Genomic DNA, 18502 nt, shown 5'->3' with positions numbered 1-18502 from the left:
TCGGCACCACCCCCGCCGTCGCAACGTGTCAGGAGATGTCGCGCCGCCGGGTGATCAGGACGCCGACGACCCCGCTCACCACCGCGTAGCCGATCAGCACGAGCGCGCCGACCCACCACGCCGGGGTGAAGTCCGTCTGGCCCTCGCTGACCATGACCGTCGAGGCGACGGCCGGCCAGATCACCTGCCACTTGACCACGGCCTGGCTGTCCAGCACGTTCGACAGCAGCATGAACAGCAGCCCCACCACCTGCGTGCCGACGAGGTAGAGCACCGCGGCGGTGATCACCGCGCCGAGCTGGTTGGTGATCAGCGTGCCGATGCCGATGCCGAGGACCGTCCAGATCGCGTACGCCAGCAGGTTGAGCAGCAGCGCCCGCTGCACGGCCCACTCGCCGAGCAGGGTGCCGTGGCCGTTGGCCGACAGGAACACCGCCCCGGCGGCCAGGTCGATCAGCGTGGTCACCAGCCAGAAGCCGACGCCCAGCAGGCTGGCCGCGACCAGCTTGCTGAGGATCACCGACGTGCGCCGCGGCGTCGCCAGGAACGTCGTGGTCGCCGTCTGGTGGAAGAACTCGTTGGTGACCATCAGGATGCCGATGAGCATCACGAACATCAGGCCCAGGTACTGCCCGGAGGTGTAGAGGTTCGCGGCCTGCGCCCCCGCGGAGGCCTGGTCGCCCGTGACGCCCAGGTTGTCGCCCTTGCCGCTCAACGTCTCGTTGGCGACCCAGGCGTTGAGCGCGAAGGCCAGCACGATCGACAGGAACGCGGCGATGGCCAGCCACCACCACGTGCTGGTGGTGCGGATCTTGAGAAGCTCGGACCGGACGAGGTTCATCGGATGCCCGCCTTTCCGGCCGTCAGCTCCAGGAAGACCCGTTCCAGGTCGGGCCGTTCCGTGGTCAGTTCGTGCAGTTCGACGCCCGCCGTCAGGGCGACGCGGCCCACGGTCGGGGCGTCCACCCCGCCCACCAGCAGGACGCCGTGCTCGTCGACGTCGACGGTGGCCGGCCCCTCCTTGAGGGCGGCGGTCAGCGCGTCGGCCTGCGGGGTGCGGACCCGGACCCGGACGCCCTGCGCCATCGAGCCGATCACCTGCTCGACCGTGCCCTGCCGGACCAGCTGCCCGGCCGCGATGATCACCACGTCGTCGGCGAGCAGCTGCATCTCCGACAGCAGGTGGCTGGAGACCAGCACCGTGCGGCCCTCGTGCGCGAGGTTCTTGAGGAACCCGCGCATCCACCGGATGCCCTCCGGGTCGAGCCCGTTGGCGGGCTCGTCGAGGATCAGCACGCGGGGGTCGCCGAGCATGCCGGCGGCGATGCCGAGCCGCTGCTTCATGCCGAGCGAGTAGCCCTTGAACTTGCGCTTCGCCGCCGGGGTCAGCCCGACCTGCGCCAGCGCCTCCTCGGCCCGGTGCTTCGGCAGCCCGGCCGCCGCGGCGATCACCCGCAGGTGGTTGATGCCGGTGCGGCCCTTGTGCGCGCTGGACGCCTCCAGCACGGCGCCGACGTGCCGCAGCGGGTCGGTCAGGTCGGCGTACCGCCGCCCGCCGATGGTCGCCGTCCCGCTGGTCGGCGTGACCAGGTTCAGCAGCATCCGCAGCGTGGTGGTCTTGCCGGCGCCGTTCGGGCCGAGGAAGCCGGTCACCCGCCCCGGTTGGACGGTGAACGACAGGTCGTTGACGGCCCGGACGTTCTTGTACTGCTTCGTCAGGCCGGACACCACGATCTGACCGTCACCGGTGGGGCTTCTCTGCCCGTCAGTCATTGCTCTCCTTCGTGCGGTGGCGTCGGGGTACGCCGTGACACAGCGTGGCGGGCGCGCGCAACCAGGTCAATCAGGCGCACTTCCTAGATCCACCTCCGCCTCAGGCAGGAGGCCCTCATCCCCAGGGACGATTATCCGACGTCGTCCGCCACGGCGATCCAGGTCGCCCGGGCCCAGGCCAGCAGGGTGCCGTCGGGGGCGTACAAGCTGGTGTGCACGAGCGCCTTGCGCCCCTCGCCGCCGACCATCACGCCGGTCACCACGCACTCGTCGCCCGGCTCGGGCAGCGCCGCGACCACCGCCGCGATCCGCCCGAGGACGTACGGCCGGCCGGGGGCGATCACGGCCCAGCCGCCGGGGCAGTCCAGCGCGGCCCAGACGGTGGGCGTGGTGACCGGCCCGGGCACGCGGAACGGCGCGGCGGTGCGGCCGTCCGGCAGCCGACCCGGAAAGATCCGCAACCCGTCGGCGCGGTCCGGGCCGCAGACGTAGCAGCCCGGGAAGGGATGGTCGGCCAGCCCGGGGTACGCCGCCGAGGCGGCCCGCGCGGCCGGCAGGTCCACCGGCGGCACCACCGCCCGGGGGTCCTCCGCGGGGCGGACCTGGGCGACGACCAGGCCCTCCGGGTCGCGTACCTCCCCGTCGACGAGAGTGAGCGGGGTCTCCAGCGGGGGCGGGCGACGCAGGGTCACCTCGACCGGCCCCGGGCCGCCGGCACCGGCGGCGAAGACCCCGGCGCTCCAGCCGCCGTTGCCCGAGCCGGGTGGCCCGTTGAAGCGCGACTCGATGATCATCAGACACCTCCGGCGAGGGCGCCCGGCCCCGTCGCCGGTACGCCCCCCGGCAGCCTCGCACGCCGTCGGCCCGACACCGGCACGGGCGCTGCCGTCAGGGCCGCCGTCGGCGGATCAGTGACCGCAGGGCCCGGACCCGCCGTGTCCAGCGGTGCGGCGGGGTCGAGGCCAGGCCCAGGTGGTGGGCCGCCATGTCCAGGCTGTCCTCGATCAGGGCGTCGTGCAACGGGCGGTAGACCATCGGCCAGCTCACCCACGCCGGCCACCGCGTGGTCATGACGAGGGAGTGACGCAGCAGGCAGCGTTGGTCGGTGACCCGTAGGACCTCGTACTCGTGGTGGCCGCGGAAGCCTGCCGGCGCGGAGAACTCGAACCGGACCCGTGCCCCGGGCTGGTACGCGACGACGGTGTAGCCGATCGGCCCGTGTCCGCCGCGGGCGCCGACGCCGAGTGGGCGGTCGAGCCGCATGGCCGGCCACTGCCCGTGCGGCCACAACCGGTCGTCCGGGGTGGCCAGGGAGTCGATCAACGCGCCCACGGCTGCGGAAGGTGCCGCGAGCTGCCGCTCGTGGATGTTGCGGACCATGACTCCCCTAGAGAACATTCGCTATTTCAAGTAGAGGGTAGTCTCTACCCCATGCCGCAGCCGGTCAAGCACTCGGCCGACGTGATGCTCGACGCCGTCCGCACGCTGGTGCTCTCGGGCGGGCCGGCCGCCGCTTCCGCCCGTGCCGTCTGTCTTGCCACCGGCGCCTCCAGCGGCTCGGTGTACCACCGCTTCCCCCGCCGCGACGACCTCGTAGCCGCCGCCTGGCTGCGGGCGCAGGACCGCTTCCTCCGCGTCTACCTGGCGGCCCTCGCACCCGCCGACGCGCAGGCCGGCGTCCGCGCCGCGGTCGCTGTCCTGACCTGGTGTCGGTCCCAACCCGAGGACGCCGCCCTCCTGCTGCGCCACGCCCTGCGCGACCTGCTGCGCGGCGACACGTCACCCGAGCTCGCCCGGCAGGCGCAGACCCACCACCGCGCCCTCGGCGATGCCCTCACCGCCGTGGCCCACGCCACCGGGCACCGCCTGGCGGACGTCGTGCTGGCCGTCGTCGACCTGCCCTACGCGGTCGCCCGCCGCGCCATGCGCGACAACGGGACTCCCGGCGAGGACGACATCGAGGCCGTACGACGAGCGGTCGCCCTGCTGCTGCCCGGCCCCCCGGACTCCGCGCCGTCGCAAACCGTGCGCCCACGAGACTGACCTCGGTCACCCCGTGACAGGGCGGGACCGGGGCGCCGCTGCGGGCAGCCCATGCCTACCGGTGTTCTCCCGGCGCTGTGCCACTGTTGGGGCCGTGCCCAGGACCTACCTGCGGGCCGGCCCGGCGCGCGAGGCGGCCCGGCGTCGGCTCCGCTTCCTCGCCGGGTGGGAGATGCTGAACGTTCCCCTGCAGGAGTGGCTGTGGTTCCAGGTGGTGGGCCTGCCGCTGACGGCGGTGAACCTCGCCGGCTTCGGGGCGTTCGCGGCCCTGCTCGTGGTGGGCGCGGCGTACTGGGCGCTCAAGCTGCGACAACTGCGCCGCGGGGAGCCGCGCCTGCCCGGCCGGCGGCACTTCGCCACCGCGCGCGCGGTCCTGCCGGTCCTCCTGGCCGCCGTGGTCGCCGCCTGCGCCGTGGCCGCCGTGCGGGCGCCCGGCGCGCAGTCGTACCCGGGGCTGGCCTTCGGCATCTTCGCCGCGCTCGAGTACGTCAACTACTTCCACGTCCAGCTCATGCACGACAACCGGGCCGACCTGCGGCGCCTGGCCACGGTGGGGTTCCGGCGCTCGCATCTCGCCCGGGACCTGCGCGTCACCCGCTGAAACGGGGCCGCGTCCCGGCCGGACCGAGGCCACCCGCGCGGCGGGTCGCGGGAGAGCGGGCGGGTACGGAGGAGGCCCCCCGGGCAGCCTCGCGCGCCGTCGGCCCGACACCGGCACGGGCCGTTCACCTCATCGACACCCCTCACCCCGCCGGCCGGCAACCCGGGCCGCCTACACAGGTCCCATGGCCGTTCTGCACGCCGCTGGCGCACCCCTGACGACCAGCGGTTACACCCTGCTGATCGCCGACGACCCGAGCGAGGTCGCGGCCGCGCAACGCCTCCGCCACGAGGTGTTCGCCACCGAGCTCGGCGCCGTCCTGCGCCCGGGCGCCGCCGGGCTCGACGTCGACGACTTCGACCCGTACTGCGACCACCTGATCGTCCGGCAGGAGAGCACCGCGGAGGTGGTCGGCACGTACCGGCTGCTCCCGCCGGGGCGCACCGACCGGCGGTACGCGGAGACCGAGTTCCACCTCGCCGCGCTCGACCCGCTGCGCGACGACCTGGTCGAGGCCGGCCGGTCCTGCGTGCACCCCGACCACCGCTCCGGGGCGGTGATCAACCTGATGTGGGCCGGCATCGTCCGCTACCTGCACCTGCGCGGCTCGCGCTGGCTCGGCGGCTGCGCATCGGTGCCGGTGGCCGACGGGGGCGGGGCCGTCGCGCGGGTGTGGGACGAGGTCTCCGCCCGGCACCTGGCCCCGCCGCGACTGCGCGTACGGCCGAGGCGCCCCTGGTTCGCCGAGCCGGGTGCGGCGACCGCGCCGGCGGCGGTCGACGGCCCGGCGGCGGGAGCCCTGCCGCCGCTGCTGCGCGGCTACCTGCGCCTCGGGGCCTGGGTCTGCGGCGAGCCGGCGTACGACCCGGACTTCGGGGTGGCCGACTTCTACGTGCTCTTCTCCCTGGACCGGATGAACCCCCGCTACCTGCGGCACTTCCTCGGCGGGGCCGAACGGTGAGCGCGGCCGGACGCCTCTGGCTGCCCGCGTCGGGGTGCGGGCCGAGATGTCTCCCGGTCGACGGCGAGGTGCCGGGCGTGTCGCCGGCCCGGCGGGCGGGCCGGCTGCTCGCGGTCCTCGCGATGCTGGCGGCGGGCACGGGGCTGGCGGCGCTGCTGCCGGTGCTGCCGGCCGGCGGCCGGGCGGCGGCCGTGGGCGGCTGGGCCCGGTGGACGCTGCGCGCGTTCGGCGTGCGCCTGGTGGTGCGCGGCCGGTCGCCCCGGCGGCGGGCGCTGCTGGTCGCCAACCACGCCTCCTGGCTGGACGTGCTGGCGTTGCTGGCCGTCGCGCCGGCCCGGATGGTGGCCAAGCGGGAGGTCCGGTCCTGGCCGCTGGTCGGGCTGCTCGCGGCCGCGGCCGGCACCGTCCTCGTCGACCGTTCCCGCCCCCGCGACCTGCCCGCGACGGTGGCCCGGGTCACCGCCGCGCTGCGCGCCGGTCGCCCGGTGGCGGTCTTCCCGGAGGGTACGACCTGGTGCGGCACCGCCGACGCGGTCGGCTGCCGGCCCGGCCGGGGGTTCCGCCCGGCGCTGTTCCAGGCGGCGGTCGACGCCCAGGCACCGGTGGTGCCGCTGCGGATCGGCTACCGGTGCGCCGCGACCGGCGCGCCGACCACGGCGGCCGCCTTCGTCGGCGACGACGACCTGCTCCGCTCGGTGCGTCGGGTGCTGGCCGCCCGGGGCCTGGAGGTCCGGGTGACCGTCTCCGCCGCTCTGCATCCCGCCCGGGGCGCGGACCGGCGGCTGCTCGCCCGGGCGGCCGAGTCGGTCGTGCACCTCGCCGCCGCCGGTACCCCGCCCGGCGGGCGCCGGCGCGGGCTCGACCTGGCCGCGTGACCTGGGACGCCGCTTGTCATATCGCGATGTATCGCGTTAGTGTCCTGTCATCCGACGCGCCCGTGGCGGCGCGTCGCCGAGGAAGGACACCCGATGGCCGACTGGACCGTGCACGCCCCGCAGCGGATCACGCTGGACGGGACGGTCACCCGCCTGGACGTACGCCTGCTCAGCGGTCGCCTCAACGTGGTGGCCACCGACGGTCCTGCCCGGGTCGACGTCACGGGGGTCGGCAACCGGCCGGTCCTCGTGAAGCACCACGACGGCCGGCTCACCGTCCGCCAGCAGCGGCGCCGGCGGCTCTCGGAGTTCGTCTTCTGGCTGGGCCCGCTGTCCCGGCTGCCCCGGGTCGACGTCTCCGTCGCGGTCCCCGCCGACGTGCTGGCCGACCTGGAACTGGTGGAGGGCTCACTGGTCGCGTCGGGCCTGCGCGGCCGGACCCGGGCGGAGGTGACCTCCGGCCAGATCGCCCTGAAGGGGCTGGGCGGCAGGACGTCGGCGAAGACCATGTCGGGCCCTGTCGAGGCGCTGGGCGTGGCCGGCGACCTCGACCTGGAGACGGTCTCGGGCGAGGTGACCCTCGCCGACAGCGCGGCCGGCCAGGTCCGCGCGCAGACCGTCTCCGGGGCGATCACCTGCGACCTGGACAATCCCCGGCGCAGCGACATCCGGCTCGACACGATCTCCGGCAGCATCACCGTCCGGGTCCGCGCCGACAGCGACCTGGCGGTCCGCCTGCACACCACATCGGGCCGGATCACCAGCGGCTTCCCCCAGGTGCGGGGCAGCGCCGCCCCGGGGGGCATGGTCGACAGCGAAGCCGTGCTCGGCGCGGGTGGAGGTACGCTCTCCGCGTCCGCCACGTCGGGCAGCATCGCGCTGCTCGCCCGCCCGGTGGACGACGACGAGGAGGAGCTGCCGTGACCGCCGTGTTCAGTCACGGGCGGCTCCGGCTCTACCTGCTCAAGCTCCTCGACGACGGCCCGAAGCACGGCTACGAGCTGATCCGCCTGCTGGAGGAACGCTTCCTCGGCCTCTACGCGCCCAGCGCCGGCACCATCTATCCCCGTCTGCAGCGGCTGGAGGCCGACGGGCTGGTCACCCACACCGCCGTTGGCGGTCGCAAGGTCTACGAGATCACCGAGGCGGGCCGGGCCGAGCTTCGGCAGCGGACCGGCGAGCTGACCGCCCTGGAGGCGGACATCGCCGCCTCGGTCGAGGACCTGTCCGCGCTGGCCGGGGAGATCCAGAACGAGGTACGCGGCTCCGTCCGCGACCTGAAGCGGGAGCTGCGCGAGGCGGCCCGGCAGACCCGCCGTACCCGCTGGGCGCCCCCCGGCTCCGGCCCGACGCCCGCCCCCTCACCCACACCCCCCACCGGCGCGTCGTCGGCGAACGGTCCCGCACCCGCGCCCGGGTCGACCCCGCTGGACGAGTTCGACCAGCGGCTGGCCGCCTTCGCCGTCGAGGTGGGCGCCCTGGTCCGGGCGCGCCGGCCGAGCGACTCGCAGCTGCGTACCGCCGTCCGGTTGCTCGACGGCGCGCTGGACGGGCTGCGTCGGCTGCTGCGCTGAGCCCCGCGCCCGCTCACAGGTTCTTTCCAGCGACCGCCCAGCGCGGACGCAGCGAGAACACGGATGATGGGCGGCATGGCCGCTACCCAGACCGAGGCGCGACTGCTCGTCGTCGAGGACGATCCCAACATCCTCGAACTGCTCTCCGCGAGCCTGCGCTTCGCGGGCTTCGACGTGGCCACCGCGACGAGCGGCAGCGCCGCCCTCAACGCCGCCAAGGACCACCGGCCCGACCTGGTGGTGCTCGACGTGATGCTGCCAGACCTGGACGGCTTCGAGGTCATCCGGATGCTGCGCGAGGGTGGCACCCGCACGCCGGTGGTCTTCCTCACCGCCCGGGACGCCACCGACGACAAGATCCGGGGGCTCACCCTCGGCGGGGACGACTACGTCACCAAGCCGTTCAGCCTGGAGGAGCTGACCGCCCGGATCCGGGCGGTGCTGCGGCGGACCAGCAGCGGCGAGCAGGCGCCCTCCCGGCTCACCTTCGCCGACCTGGAGCTGGACGAGGAGACCCACGAGGTGCACCGGGCCGGCCAGCGGGTGCAGCTCTCGCCGACCGAGTTCAAGCTGCTGCGCTACCTGATGCTGAACGCCAACCGGGTGCTGTCGAAGGCGCAGATCCTCGACCACGTGTGGAACTACGACTTCCGGGGCGACGACAACATCGTCGAGTCCTACATCTCCTACCTGCGACGGAAGGTGGACAACACCCAGCCCCGGCTGATCCACACGCTGCGGGGTGTCGGCTACGTCCTGCGCAAGCCGGCGGCGTGAACCCGCTCCACCAGGGCAAGGCCTGGCTGCGCGGCGTACCGCTGCGGGTGAAGCTGGTCGCCTCGGTGCTCGCCCTGGTCGCCGTCGCGCTGCTGGTGATCAGCTCGCTGACCGCCTTCTTTCTCCGCGACTACCTGGTCGGCCAGGTCGACGGCCAGATCAAGTCGGCCAACGAGGGCCTCGGGCAGGCGCTTCCCGGGCTGCGCAGCCGCCAGGTCCAGGCGATGCTGCCCAGCAGCTACGTCGTCGCGATCGCCGACGAGGACCAGGTGTACCCGACGGTCTACGACGTCAAGAGCCTCGACCCCGAGCAACTGCCGAGCTTTCCCACGGACTGGAGCGGGTTCGCGGCGCGGGTGGGCGAGCCCCGCACCGTCCTGTCCCGGGACGGCCACACCCGCTGGCGGGTGGTCTACGCGGGGCAGAAGGACGGCTCGGTGTTGGCCGTGGGTCAGCCGCTCATCCAGGTGGACCGCGCCGTGAAACAGCTGGTCTGGATAGACCTGCTGGTCGGCGGCGCGGTGCTGATCCTGCTCGCCTCCATCGGCGCGGCGATCGTCCGGACCAGCCTGAAACCGCTGGTGGAGATAGAGCGTACGGCCGCCGCCATCGCCGGTGGCGACCTCACCCGGCGAGTGCCCGACCCCGAGGAGGGGCAACCCTGCCCGACCTCCGAACTGGGACGGCTCTCCCGGGCGCTGAACGCGATGCTGACGCAGATCGAGGTCGCCTTCACCGCGCGGGCCGCCTCGGAGACCGCCGCCCGGTCCGCCGAGGCCGCCGCCCGGGACGCGGCCGGCGCGGCACTGGCCTCCGAGACGCGGGCCCGGCGATCCGAGGAGCGGATGCGGCAGTTCGTCGCGGACGCCTCGCACGAGCTGCGGACCCCGCTGACCACCATCCGGGGCTTCGCCGAGCTCTACCGGCAGGGCGCGGCGAGGGCGCCGGAGCAGACCGCCGACCTGCTGCGCCGCATCGAGCAGGAGGCGGCCCGGATGGGGCTGCTGGTGGAGGACCTGCTGCTGCTCGCCCGGCTGGACCGGGAGCGACCGCTCTCCCTCGCTCCGGTGGAACTGCCCGTGCTGGCCAGCGAGGCGGTCGAGGCCGCCAGGGTGGTGGCGCCGGAGCGCCGGATCGAGCTGGAGGTCAGGCCCGGGTCCGGCCCGCTGGTGGTCTACGGCGACGACGCCCGGCTGCGCCAGATCATCGGCAACCTGATGACCAACGCCCTCACGCACACCCCGCCGGAGGCCTCGGTGACCCTGCGGCTGCGGTCCGAGCCCGGGAACCTGGCCGTGGTGGAGGTGGTGGACACCGGCCCCGGGCTCAGCCCGGAGCAGGCGGAGCGCGTCTTCGAGCGCTTCTACCGGGTGGACGCGGCGCGGACCCGGCGGGCCGGCGGCAACACCGGCACCGGGCTCGGCCTGGCCATCGTCGCGGCGCTGGTGCGCGCCCACCACGGCACCGTCGAGGTGGCCGGGACCCCCGGCGGGGGATCGACCTTCCGGGTCCGACTCCCGCTCGTGCCGGGGGCCGAGGGTGATGGCGAGTGACTTTCAGCCAACATTCAGGTGCGTTCCAGGCGGATCGCAGTGCCGCGCGTCAAGGTGGACGCATGACCGAGCACGAGTCCGACCCGCAGCGCCGGCCGGCCCACCCCGACGCCGAGCCGTCGCACCCCACCGCCGAGCTGCCGCGCGCCGAGCGCGCGCAGTCCGACTCCGCCCCGACGGCCCCGGCCGGCGGTGACTCCGCCCCGACCGTCGGCTTCGCCACCGCGCCGGGCGGTGACTCCGCCCCGACTGCGGGCTTTACCACCGCGCCGGGCGGCGAGTCCGCCCCGACCGTCGGCTTCGCCACCGCGTCCGGCGGCGAGTCCGCCCCGACCGTCGGCTTCACCACCGCGCCCGGCAGCGACTTTGCCCCGGCCGCCGGTGGCTCCGCCCCGGCCGGCGGCGAGGCGCCCCGTACCGCGGAGTCCGGCCCGGCCGCCGACAACCCGGCCGCTGGCGACGGCGCCCCGCGCGCCGCCGAGCCGGCCCGCGCCCCCGAGGCTGCCGGCTCGCCCGACCGGCCCACCCCGCCGGGCCCCTTCGCGCCCGCCCCGGCCGTTCCGCAGCACCCGGTCCCCGGCCAGCCCCAGCCGCAGGCCGGCAGCCAGCCCGGACAGCCGCAGTTCCCGGGCCAGCCCGGCTACCCGCAGTTCCCGGGCCAGCCCGGTCACCCGCACGTCGCGGGCCAGCCCGGTCACCCGCACGTCGCGGGCCAGCCCGGTCACCCGCACGTCGCGGGCCAGCCCGGCTATCCGCAGCCCGGCCACGCGCAGGCCGCCGGTCACCCCGGCGCGCCCTGGTACGGCCAGCAGTCCGGCTGGAGCGGCGGGGGCCAGCCGGGACAGCCGTACGGCCAGCAGCCGCACCCTTCCGGCCAGCCGGTGCCGCCCTGGGCGGCACCGCAGACGGCGGGCCCTCGACCCGGCCGGATCGCCAAGCTCGCCGGCGCCGGCGTCGCGGTGTTCGCGCTGATGCTCGGCTCGGGCGTCGCGGGCGGGGCGCTCGCGCTCGCCGTCGACGGCGACTCGGGCATCACCCGCACCTACTCCGCCGCGCCGGTCATCAACAGCGCCGACCTGCCCCGGATCGCCGCCGCCGTGCAGCCCAGCGTCGTCTCGATCGCCACGGACAACGGCGAGGGCTCCGGCGTGATCCTCACCGCCGACGGCTTCGTGCTCACCAACAACCACGTGGTCGCCTCCGCCACCGACGGCAGCGTGGTGGTGACCTTCTCCGACGGCAAGACCGCCCAGGCCCAGATCCGGGGCACCGACCCGAAGACCGACCTGGCGGTGGTGAAGGCCAACGGCGTCAGCGACCTGAAGCCCGCCACCTTCGGCGACAGCGACGCGATGCAGGTCGGCGACCAGGTGCTCGCCCTCGGCAGCCCGCTGGGCCTGCAGGGCTCGGTCACCGCCGGCATCCTCAGCGCCCGGGACCGCACCATCCAGGCGGGCAGTGGCGAGCAGCGGCAGGAGCCCAGCCAGGGAGCCAGCTCGATCGCGGGGCTGCTCCAGACCGACGCGCCGATCAACCCGGGCAACTCCGGCGGCGCGCTGGTCAACACCCGGGGCGAGGTGATCGGCATCAACACCGCGATCGCCACCGCCGGGCAGGGCAGCAGCGGCAACATCGGCGTCGGCTTCGCGATCCCCAGCAACAAGGCCAAGGACGTCGCCGGCAAGCTCCAGCGGGGCGAGAAGGTCAGCCACCCGTCGCTCGGGGTCAGCGTGACCGCCGCCGAGGGCGGCGGCGCCCTGGTCGCCACCGTCACCCCGGGCAGCCCCGCCGAGAAGGCCGGGTTGCAGCGCGGCGACGTGGTCACCCGGTTCGGCGACAAGGTGGTCAACGACTCGGACGACCTGGTCGGCGCCGTGCAGGCCGGCAAGGTCGGCGACCGGGTCGAGGTGACCTACAAGCGCAACGGCACCGAAGCCAGGGCAACCGTGACGCTCGCCGAGACGTCGTAACCGGCAACCGAAGACTTTCCTCCTCCCTCCGGCGGCGGGTGGCGGGGCCAAGGGGGTTGGCTCCGTCACCCGCCGCTCCCTCTCGACGGCGGTTCACCCGGTCCGGGTGAACCGCCGTCACCCGTCGCGCCGGCACCGTCGGACAGGCAGGACCCGGCGAGGCGTACGGAGGGGTGCGATGACCACGGCAGCGGCCGTTCGGACCGACGAGCGGATCCAGCGGGACGTGCTCGACGAACTGGCCTGGGACGCCCAGGTGCAGCCGAACGAGATCGGGGTGACCGTCCACGACGGCGTGGTGACCCTGACGGGCTGGGTCGACGGGTACGCGCGGAAGTGGGCGGCGCAGCGCTGCGCGCAGCGCGTACGGGGGGTGCGGGCGGTCGCCGACGACGTCGGGGTGCACCTGGCCGGCGAGCCGGGGCGTACGGACGCCGAGATCGCCATCGCGGCGAGCCGGGCGCTGGAGTGGGACAGCTTCGTCCCGGCGGAGCGGCTGGACGTCACCGTGGCCAACGGCTGGGTGATGCTCCGCGGTCAGGTGGAGTTCGGCTGGCAGCGGCGCACCGCCGAGCGCGAGCTGCGCCGGCTGCGGGGCGTACGGGGGGTGACCAACCTGGTCGAGGTGCGGCCCGCCACCCGTCCCGACCCCGAGCGGACCCGGCGCGACCTCCAGCGGGCGATGGCGCGTGGTGTCGGCACGGAGCGGGTGACCGTCGAGCTGGACGGGGACACGGTCGTGCTCACCGGGGTCGTGCGCTCCTGGTGGGAGCGGGACGAGGCGGAGCGGGTGGCCTGGTCAGGCGAGGGGGTGCGGGCGGTGCGGGAGCGGCTCCTCCTGGGCGGTGAGCGCCCGGATCGTCCGGTTTAGTGGTGCCGCCGACGGGAAACCGTCGCCGATCCCGCCCGCGCAGCGGGGAACCGGTCGCGACGAGGCCGGCCCGGTGCTCCACAGCAGTGACCGACAGGGAGGTGTCCGTGGCCGTCGACCGTCCGTCGCCCGACCGATCGGCAGAGCGGCCGTTGCGGATCGCGATGGTGCTGCCACCGTGGTTGTCGGTGCCACCGCCCGGCTACGGCGGGCTGGAACAGGTGGTGACCGGCCTGGTGGAGACGCTGGTCGACCGGGGCCACGCGGTGACCGTCTTCGGCGCCGGCCGCGAGCACGGGACCACGGCCGCGTTCGTCTCCACGGTGCCCGAGCTCCAGTTCGAGCGGCTCGGCGAGGCGCTGCCCGAGCTGGCCCACCTGGCCCGGGTCAACCACCGGGTCCACGCGGGCGACTTCGACGTCGTCCACGACCACACCACCATCGGCCCGCTGATCGCCGGCCACCGAGCCGTGCCCACCGTGGCCACCGTGCACGGCAACCCCGTGGGCGAGTACGGCGACGTGCTCAGCGAGACCGACAGCGGTGTCGGGCTGGTGGCCATCTCGCACGCCCAGCGCCGGCTCAATCCGCCGCTGCCCTGGGTCGGTACGGTGCACAACGCGATGGACGTCCGCGGCGTCCCGCACAAGACCGCGCCCGGGCACGGGCCGGTGCTCTGGCTGGCCCGGTTCAGCCCCGACAAGGGCCCGGACCTCGCCATCCGGGCGTGCCGGGCCGCCGGCCTGCCGCTGGTGCTGGCCGGCAAGTGCAACGAGCCGGCCGAGCACCGCTACTACGACCAGGTGGTCCGGCCCCTGCTCGGCGAGGACGTCCGGGTGGTGCTCGACGCCGACCGGGCCGAGGCGCTGCGGCTGCTGGTCGAGGCCCGGTGCCTGATCATGCCGATCCAGTGGGACGAACCGTTCGGCATGGTGATGGTGGAGGCGATGGCGACCGGCACGCCGGTGGTGGCGCTGGACCGGGGCGCGGTGCCGGAACTCGTCCGGCCCGGCCGGACCGGCCTGATCTGCGAGCGCGTGGACGAGCTGCCCGGCGCGTTGCGGGCGGCGACGGACCTCGACCCGGCGGCCTGCGTCGCGCACGTGGCGGAGAACTTCTCCACCGAGCGGATGGCCGCCGGGTACGAGGAGGTGTACCGCCGCTTCATCGCGGAGTCGGCCCCGCCCGCGGCGGCCCGGGAGCCCGTCCGGGCCCGGACCCGCTGACCGCCCGGCGGTCAGAGCCGCGCGGCCCCGAGCGCGGTGATCGCGCTGTCCAGCCGGCGGGCGTACGCGTCGGTGACGGCGCCCTCGCCGCGCCGGATGGCGACCTTCTCGCGGAGCCGGGCGATCCGCTCGCCCAGGTCGCCCGACCGGGCGCGCGCCGCGTCGGTCAGGTTGCGCAGCTCGTTGCGGAAGTCGAGGCCGACGTCGGGGCGGATGCCCCCGTCGTCGAGGCCCGCGTCGATCAGCCCGTCGACCCGGTTGGCCGCCTCGATGAGGTCGGCGCGCTCCGGGGGCGTCCGGGTCGGCTTGGGCGCGACCGGCGGGGTGGAGGTCGGGGTCGGGGAGGCCGCCGGGGCCGGTGCGGCGTCGGCCGTCGGCGTGGGGGAGGGCGACGGGTCGGACGGGCCCGTGGTGGGCAGCGACCGGGGCGGGCTCGCCTCCTCCTGACCGATCGTGGGCACGGCCAGGGCCACCCCCACGAGCAGCACGACCGGCACGATCAGCACCGGCCGTGGCAACCGGCGTCGGCGGCGCTCGCGGGCGAGGCGGGCGCTGCGCGACTCGGGTCCGCCGTCCGGCTCCGCCCCGGCCAATGCCGCCGGGCCCTCCGGCTCCGCCCCGGCCGGTCCTGCCGGGCCGCCCGCCGCACCCGTCGACGGGGCGGAGTCAACCGTGGGCGCGGGGGTCGGCAGCGTCGGGAGGGTGACCGTCGGCGCGAGCATGGTGGCGGCCTGCGGGTCGGCGGGGAGCAACTGGTCGCGCAGGACCGTGGCGACCTGGCGGGCGGTGGGCCGCTCCAGCGGGTCCCGCGCCAGGCAGCGCAGGCAGGTACGGGCCACCTCCGGCGGCAGGCCCGGCATGGCGGCCAGCGGGGGCGGGCCGTCCCCGGCGAGTGCCTCGCTGAGCTGCTCCCAGGTGTCCGCCGGGTACGGCACCCGACCGGACAGCGCCTCGTAGAGCAGCACGCCGAGGGAGTACACGTCGGTGGCCGGCTGCGCGGGCGCCCCGTCGAGCCGTTCCGGCGCCACGTACGCGGGCGTGCCGAAGGTGCCCCCGTCCTCGTCGTCGTCCGGCGCGCCGATCCGGGTGGCGATGCCGAAGTCGAGCACCTTGACCCCCGTCCGGGTCATCATCACGTTGGCCGGGGTGATGTCCCGGTGCACGATGCCGAGCCGGTGGGCGGCGGCGAGCGCGTCCGCCACCTGGGCGCCGACCTCGACCGCCTCGGCCCACGGCAGCGGCCCCTCGGTGAGCCGGACCTCCAGTTCCTCGCCGGCCAGCAGCTCCATCACCACGAACGAGGTGATCGACCCGTCGGGCGCGACCGTCTCGCCGTAGTCGTGCACAGAGGTGACGTGCGGGTGGACGAGCTGGGCGGCGGCGCGGGCCTCCTCGCGCACCATGTCGCGGAAGCGGGCGTCGGCGGCGAGCGACGGGGCGAGCACCTTCAGCGCCACGACCCGGTCGAGCACCTCGTCGCGCGCCCGCCAGATCACCGACATGCCGCCGGCGCCGATCTGGTCGACGAGCCGGTACCGGCGGGCCAGCAATCGGCCGGGGTGCAGTGCTGGCTTCACGGATCGCACCTGCCTCGCTGTGGGAGCGCTATCAGGTTGCGCGAATGTGTCGGGCCTGTCAACGGTCGGCTACCTTCCGGGGCCGGACCCCGACGGGCGGAACCGGGGCCCGGCCGCCGGCGCCACCCCGGGCCACCTCGCCGGGCCGCACCGGACGGCCCCTTTTCCGCCCGTGCCAGGATGAAGCCATGTCGGGACCGGTGGCGTTCGTGCTCGGGGGCGGGGGTGTCCTCGGCGCGGTCGAGGTGGGCATGTTGCGGGCGTTGTTCCGGGCCGGCATCCGGCCCGACGTGGTGCTCGGCACCTCGATCGGGGCGGTCAACGGCGCGCTGGTCGCCGCCGAACCGTCCGAGGCGGTCACCGACCGGCTGGTCCGGCTCTGGGCCTCACCCGAGGCCAGTGAGGTGTACGGCGACTCGGTGGCCCGCCAACTGCGCCGCTTCGCCGCCCGCACCCACCTGCACTCGCCCCGCCCGCTGCGCAAGCTGCTGGAGGCCGAGCTGGGTGCGGAGACCACCTTCGCCGATCTCCAGGTGCCCTTCCGCTGCTGCGCGGCCAACATCGAACGCGCCGCCGAACACTGGTTCGACAGCGGGCCGCTGGTGCCGGCCGTGCTCGCCTCCGCCTCGGTGCCGGGGCTGCTGCCGCCCGCCCGGATCGACGACCAGCACTACGTCGACGGCGGGATCGTGAACTCCATCCCGATCGGCGAGGCGGTCGCCGTGGGGGCCACGCGGATCTTCGTCCTCCAGGTGGGCCGGATCGAGCGGGAGCTGAGCCCGCCCCGGCGGCCCTGGGAGATCGCCCAGGTCGCGTTCGAGATCGCCCGGCGGCACCGGTTCGCCCGGGAGATGGCGGCCCTGCCCGACGGGGTGGAGGTGCACGTGCTGCCCACCGGCGGGTTGGAGCCGCGCGACGACACGCCGTGGGCGTACCGGGACATGGCGGCGGTGGGGCGGCGGATCAGCCGCGCCTACACGGCCTCCCGGCGCTACCTGGCGACGCAGTTGGAACACTGATGCCCCTGCCGCCGCAGTGGGTACGCCGGCTGCTCCTGGCCCCCGGCGTGGTGCTGCTCGCCTTCCTGGTGGTGACGACCCTGCCGGTGTGGGCGTTGCTCGCGGCGGCCGCCTCGCCGCTGGTCCCGGGCCGGCTGCGACCGCTGCGCCTGCTCTGGCTCGGCTGCGTCTACCTGGTCTGGGACGCGACGGCGCTGCTCGCGCTCTTCCTGCTCTGGGTCGCCTCCGGCTTCGGCTGGCGGGTCCGGTCGCCGGCCTTCCAGCGGGCGCACTACGTGCTCGCCGGCTGGTTCCTGCGGGCGCTCTTCTGGCACGCCCGCTGGGCGCTGCACCTGAGCATCGACGTGGTGGGCACCGACCCCGACACGGCCCTGCCCGGCCGGCCCGAGCTGGTGCTCTGCCGGCACGCCGGCCCGGGCGACTCGTTCATCCTGATCCACGCCCTGGTCAACTGGTTCAACCGGGAGCCGCGGATCGTGCTGAAGGACAGCCTTCAGTGGGATCCGGCGGTCGACGTGCTGCTCAACCGGCTGCCCAACCGCTTCCTCGCGCCGGGCCCCGAGGGCCGGGGATCGTTGACCGAGCAGATCGGGCACCTGGCCCACGGCCTGGACGACGACGACGCGTTCGTGATCTTCCCGGAGGGCGGCAACTTCACCCCCGGCCGCCGGCTGCGGGCCATCGACCGGCTGCGCGGCCTCGGCCTGGAACGGATGGCGCGGCGCGCCGAACGGATGCGGCACGTGCTCGCCCCGCAGCCGGGCGGGCTGCTCGCGGCGCTGGACGCCGCGCCCGACGCCGGGGTGATCTTCGTGGCGCACACCGGCCTGGACCGGATGCTCACCGTCGGCGACGTGTGGCGGGAACTGCCGATGGACAAGCGGATCACCATGCGCTTCTGGTCGGTGCCGCCCGAGGAGGTGCCCACCGGTCGCCAGGAGCGGATCGACTGGCTTTTCGACTGGTGGGCCCGGATCGACGAGTGGATCGCGGCCAACCGGGACGCTGCCGCGTAGGGTGCGCTGGTGGACCAGATCTGCGTGGTGACGACTGTGGTGGACGCCCGCTCGGTCGCTGACGTGATGGCGGCCGCGGCCGTCGCCGGTCGGCTCGCGGCCTGCGCGCAGGTGGGCGGCCAGGTGGACAGCACCTACTGGTGGCGTTCCGGGGTGGAGACCAGCACCGAGTGGTCGGTGCAGTTCAAGACGGCGCCGGACCGGGCCGCCGCGCTGGTGGAGCAGATCCGGGCCAGCCACCCGTACGAGGTGCCGGAGATCCTGGTGACCCGGGTGGACAGCGGCGACCCCGGCTACGCCACCTGGGTGCACGAGCACACCCGGCCCTGAGTACCCGCACTCTGGTCAGGTGATCTCCCGGCCACCATGATGGCCGGGTGCAGAACACCGGCTACCCCTGTCCCGCCTGCGGCGCACCGGCCGACCTCGGCTCCGGCTGCTCCGGGTGCGGCCGGCCGCCGCACCCGGCCGCCGCCGAGGTGGTCCGGCTCGACCGGGAGATCGTCGCGCTCGGCGGCGAGGTCGAGCGGGCCCGCGCGACGTACCAGGGGCTCGCCGATCGGCTGGGCGCGGCCCGTCAGCGCCGAGCGGCACTGGCAGCCGCGGTCCGGGCGGAGTTCCCCGTGTCGCGCCCGGCGGCGCCCGCGACCCCGGCGCCGGTGCGCC

General features: G+C 75.0%; 20 protein-coding genes. 15 read left to right on the top strand and 5 right to left on the bottom strand.

What is annotated here, in order from left to right:
- Positions 1-28 precede the first annotated feature (28 nt).
- The 4 genes from AB0G13_RS07820 to AB0G13_RS07805 form a co-directional block, all read right to left on the bottom strand.
- Positions 29-841 (bottom strand): ABC transporter permease, encoded by an 813-nt coding sequence (locus AB0G13_RS07820; protein ID WP_357870479.1) that lies wholly within the window; start codon positions 839-841, stop codon positions 29-31.
- A complete protein-coding gene (locus tag AB0G13_RS07815) occupies positions 838-1773 on the bottom strand; it encodes an ATP-binding cassette domain-containing protein (RefSeq protein ID WP_357870476.1) in 936 nt (311 codons plus the stop codon). Before AB0G13_RS07815 ends, AB0G13_RS07820 begins: the two co-directional genes overlap by 4 nt.
- A 131-nt stretch (positions 1774-1904) precedes the next feature.
- Positions 1905-2567, bottom strand: coding sequence for a hypothetical protein (locus AB0G13_RS07810; protein WP_357870474.1), 663 nt, complete (start codon positions 2565-2567; stop codon positions 1905-1907).
- 94 nt (positions 2568-2661) lie between these two features.
- The gene (locus AB0G13_RS07805; protein ID WP_357870471.1) at positions 2662-3153 is read right to left on the bottom strand and encodes a hypothetical protein; all 492 of its coding nucleotides are present in this window, start codon (positions 3151-3153) and stop codon (positions 2662-2664) included.
- Positions 3154-3204: 51 nt separating this feature from the next.
- Between AB0G13_RS07805 and AB0G13_RS07800 the strand changes: the two genes are divergently transcribed.
- The 11 genes from AB0G13_RS07800 to AB0G13_RS07750 all read left to right on the top strand — a co-directional run bounded on the left by AB0G13_RS07800 (position 3205) and on the right by AB0G13_RS07750 (position 14224).
- The gene (locus AB0G13_RS07800) at positions 3205-3816 is read left to right on the top strand and encodes a TetR/AcrR family transcriptional regulator (protein WP_357870469.1); all 612 of its coding nucleotides are present in this window, start codon (positions 3205-3207) and stop codon (positions 3814-3816) included.
- Between the two features lie 94 nt (positions 3817-3910).
- Entirely contained in the window at positions 3911-4417 is a 507-nt protein-coding gene (locus tag AB0G13_RS07795; RefSeq protein ID WP_357870466.1) for a hypothetical protein, read from the top strand.
- A gap of 184 nt (positions 4418-4601) precedes the next feature.
- Positions 4602-5378: a GNAT family N-acyltransferase gene (locus AB0G13_RS07790; RefSeq protein ID WP_357870463.1), complete on the top strand. Its 777-nt coding sequence runs from the start codon at positions 4602-4604 to the stop codon at positions 5376-5378.
- 77 nt (positions 5379-5455) lie between these two features.
- Positions 5456-6253 (top strand): lysophospholipid acyltransferase family protein, encoded by a 798-nt coding sequence (locus tag AB0G13_RS07785; RefSeq protein WP_357870460.1) that lies wholly within the window; start codon positions 5456-5458, stop codon positions 6251-6253.
- Positions 6254-6346: 93 nt separating this feature from the next.
- Positions 6347-7177: a DUF4097 family beta strand repeat-containing protein gene (locus AB0G13_RS07780; protein ID WP_357870456.1), complete on the top strand. Its 831-nt coding sequence runs from the start codon at positions 6347-6349 to the stop codon at positions 7175-7177.
- Positions 7174-7827, top strand: coding sequence for a PadR family transcriptional regulator (locus AB0G13_RS07775; RefSeq protein WP_357870454.1), 654 nt, complete (start codon positions 7174-7176; stop codon positions 7825-7827). Before AB0G13_RS07780 ends, AB0G13_RS07775 begins: the two co-directional genes overlap by 4 nt.
- 75 nt (positions 7828-7902) lie before the next feature.
- Positions 7903-8604: a response regulator transcription factor gene (locus tag AB0G13_RS07770; RefSeq protein WP_089003225.1), complete on the top strand. Its 702-nt coding sequence runs from the start codon at positions 7903-7905 to the stop codon at positions 8602-8604.
- Positions 8601-10157, top strand: a complete 1557-nt coding sequence (locus tag AB0G13_RS07765) for a HAMP domain-containing sensor histidine kinase (protein WP_357870451.1) — start codon at positions 8601-8603, stop codon at positions 10155-10157. The genes AB0G13_RS07770 and AB0G13_RS07765 overlap by 4 nt, the downstream gene beginning before the upstream one ends.
- Before the next feature lie 62 nt (positions 10158-10219).
- A complete protein-coding gene (locus AB0G13_RS07760; RefSeq protein ID WP_357870448.1) occupies positions 10220-12127 on the top strand; it encodes a trypsin-like peptidase domain-containing protein in 1908 nt (635 codons plus the stop codon).
- A 178-nt stretch (positions 12128-12305) separates the two neighbouring features.
- Positions 12306-12998 (top strand): BON domain-containing protein, encoded by a 693-nt coding sequence (locus AB0G13_RS07755; RefSeq protein WP_357870446.1) that lies wholly within the window; start codon positions 12306-12308, stop codon positions 12996-12998.
- A gap of 164 nt (positions 12999-13162) precedes the next feature.
- Positions 13163-14224 (top strand): glycosyltransferase family 4 protein, encoded by a 1062-nt coding sequence (locus tag AB0G13_RS07750; protein ID WP_357870628.1) that lies wholly within the window; start codon positions 13163-13165, stop codon positions 14222-14224.
- 11 nt (positions 14225-14235) lie between these two features.
- Here AB0G13_RS07750 and AB0G13_RS07745 read toward each other — a convergent pair whose 3' ends face one another.
- The gene (locus tag AB0G13_RS07745) at positions 14236-15801 is read right to left on the bottom strand and encodes a serine/threonine-protein kinase (protein ID WP_357870443.1); all 1566 of its coding nucleotides are present in this window, start codon (positions 15799-15801) and stop codon (positions 14236-14238) included.
- A 188-nt stretch (positions 15802-15989) separates the two neighbouring features.
- Between AB0G13_RS07745 and AB0G13_RS07740 the strand changes: the two genes are divergently transcribed.
- From AB0G13_RS07740 to AB0G13_RS07725, 4 genes are all read left to right on the top strand, one after another.
- Positions 15990-16820 (top strand): patatin-like phospholipase family protein, encoded by an 831-nt coding sequence (locus AB0G13_RS07740; protein WP_357870440.1) that lies wholly within the window; start codon positions 15990-15992, stop codon positions 16818-16820.
- A complete protein-coding gene (locus tag AB0G13_RS07735; protein WP_357870437.1) occupies positions 16820-17836 on the top strand; it encodes a 1-acyl-sn-glycerol-3-phosphate acyltransferase in 1017 nt (338 codons plus the stop codon). Before AB0G13_RS07740 ends, AB0G13_RS07735 begins: the two co-directional genes overlap by 1 nt.
- A 9-nt stretch (positions 17837-17845) precedes the next feature.
- The gene (cutA, locus tag AB0G13_RS07730; protein WP_357088067.1) at positions 17846-18166 is read left to right on the top strand and encodes a divalent-cation tolerance protein CutA; all 321 of its coding nucleotides are present in this window, start codon (positions 17846-17848) and stop codon (positions 18164-18166) included.
- Positions 18167-18213: 47 nt separating this feature from the next.
- On the top strand, positions 18214-18502 hold a 289-nt coding region (locus AB0G13_RS07725; RefSeq protein ID WP_357870433.1), incomplete at its 3' end, for a hypothetical protein.

Origin of the sequence: Micromonospora sp. NPDC023633 (assembly GCF_040640035.1) — a bacterium.
GTDB lineage: Bacteria > Actinomycetota > Actinomycetes > Mycobacteriales > Micromonosporaceae > Micromonospora.
This window is presented reverse-complemented; position numbering and strand designations above follow the sequence as displayed.

Excerpts from the sequence above, each read along its gene's own strand:
- AB0G13_RS07770 (WP_089003225.1), top strand. The coding sequence starts at position 7,903 with ATGGCCGCTACCCAGACCGAGGCGCGACTGCTCGTCGTCGAGGACGAT.
- AB0G13_RS07740 (WP_357870440.1), top strand. The coding sequence starts at position 15,990 with ATGTCGGGACCGGTGGCGTTCGTGCTCGGGGGCGGGGGTGTCCTCGGC.
- AB0G13_RS07810 (WP_357870474.1), bottom strand. The coding sequence starts at position 2,567 with ATGATCATCGAGTCGCGCTTCAACGGGCCACCCGGCTCGGGCAACGGC.
- AB0G13_RS07780 (WP_357870456.1), top strand. The coding sequence starts at position 6,347 with ATGGCCGACTGGACCGTGCACGCCCCGCAGCGGATCACGCTGGACGGG.
- AB0G13_RS07790 (WP_357870463.1), top strand. The coding sequence starts at position 4,602 with ATGGCCGTTCTGCACGCCGCTGGCGCACCCCTGACGACCAGCGGTTAC.
- AB0G13_RS07815 (WP_357870476.1), bottom strand. The coding sequence starts at position 1,773 with ATGACTGACGGGCAGAGAAGCCCCACCGGTGACGGTCAGATCGTGGTG.
- AB0G13_RS07760 (WP_357870448.1), top strand. The coding sequence starts at position 10,220 with ATGACCGAGCACGAGTCCGACCCGCAGCGCCGGCCGGCCCACCCCGAC.
- AB0G13_RS07735 (WP_357870437.1), top strand. The coding sequence starts at position 16,820 with ATGCCCCTGCCGCCGCAGTGGGTACGCCGGCTGCTCCTGGCCCCCGGC.
- AB0G13_RS07750 (WP_357870628.1), top strand. The coding sequence starts at position 13,163 with ATGGTGCTGCCACCGTGGTTGTCGGTGCCACCGCCCGGCTACGGCGGG.
- AB0G13_RS07805 (WP_357870471.1), bottom strand. The coding sequence starts at position 3,153 with ATGGTCCGCAACATCCACGAGCGGCAGCTCGCGGCACCTTCCGCAGCC.
- AB0G13_RS07820 (WP_357870479.1), bottom strand. The coding sequence starts at position 841 with ATGAACCTCGTCCGGTCCGAGCTTCTCAAGATCCGCACCACCAGCACG.
- AB0G13_RS07800 (WP_357870469.1), top strand. The coding sequence starts at position 3,205 with ATGCCGCAGCCGGTCAAGCACTCGGCCGACGTGATGCTCGACGCCGTC.
- AB0G13_RS07755 (WP_357870446.1), top strand. The coding sequence starts at position 12,306 with ATGACCACGGCAGCGGCCGTTCGGACCGACGAGCGGATCCAGCGGGAC.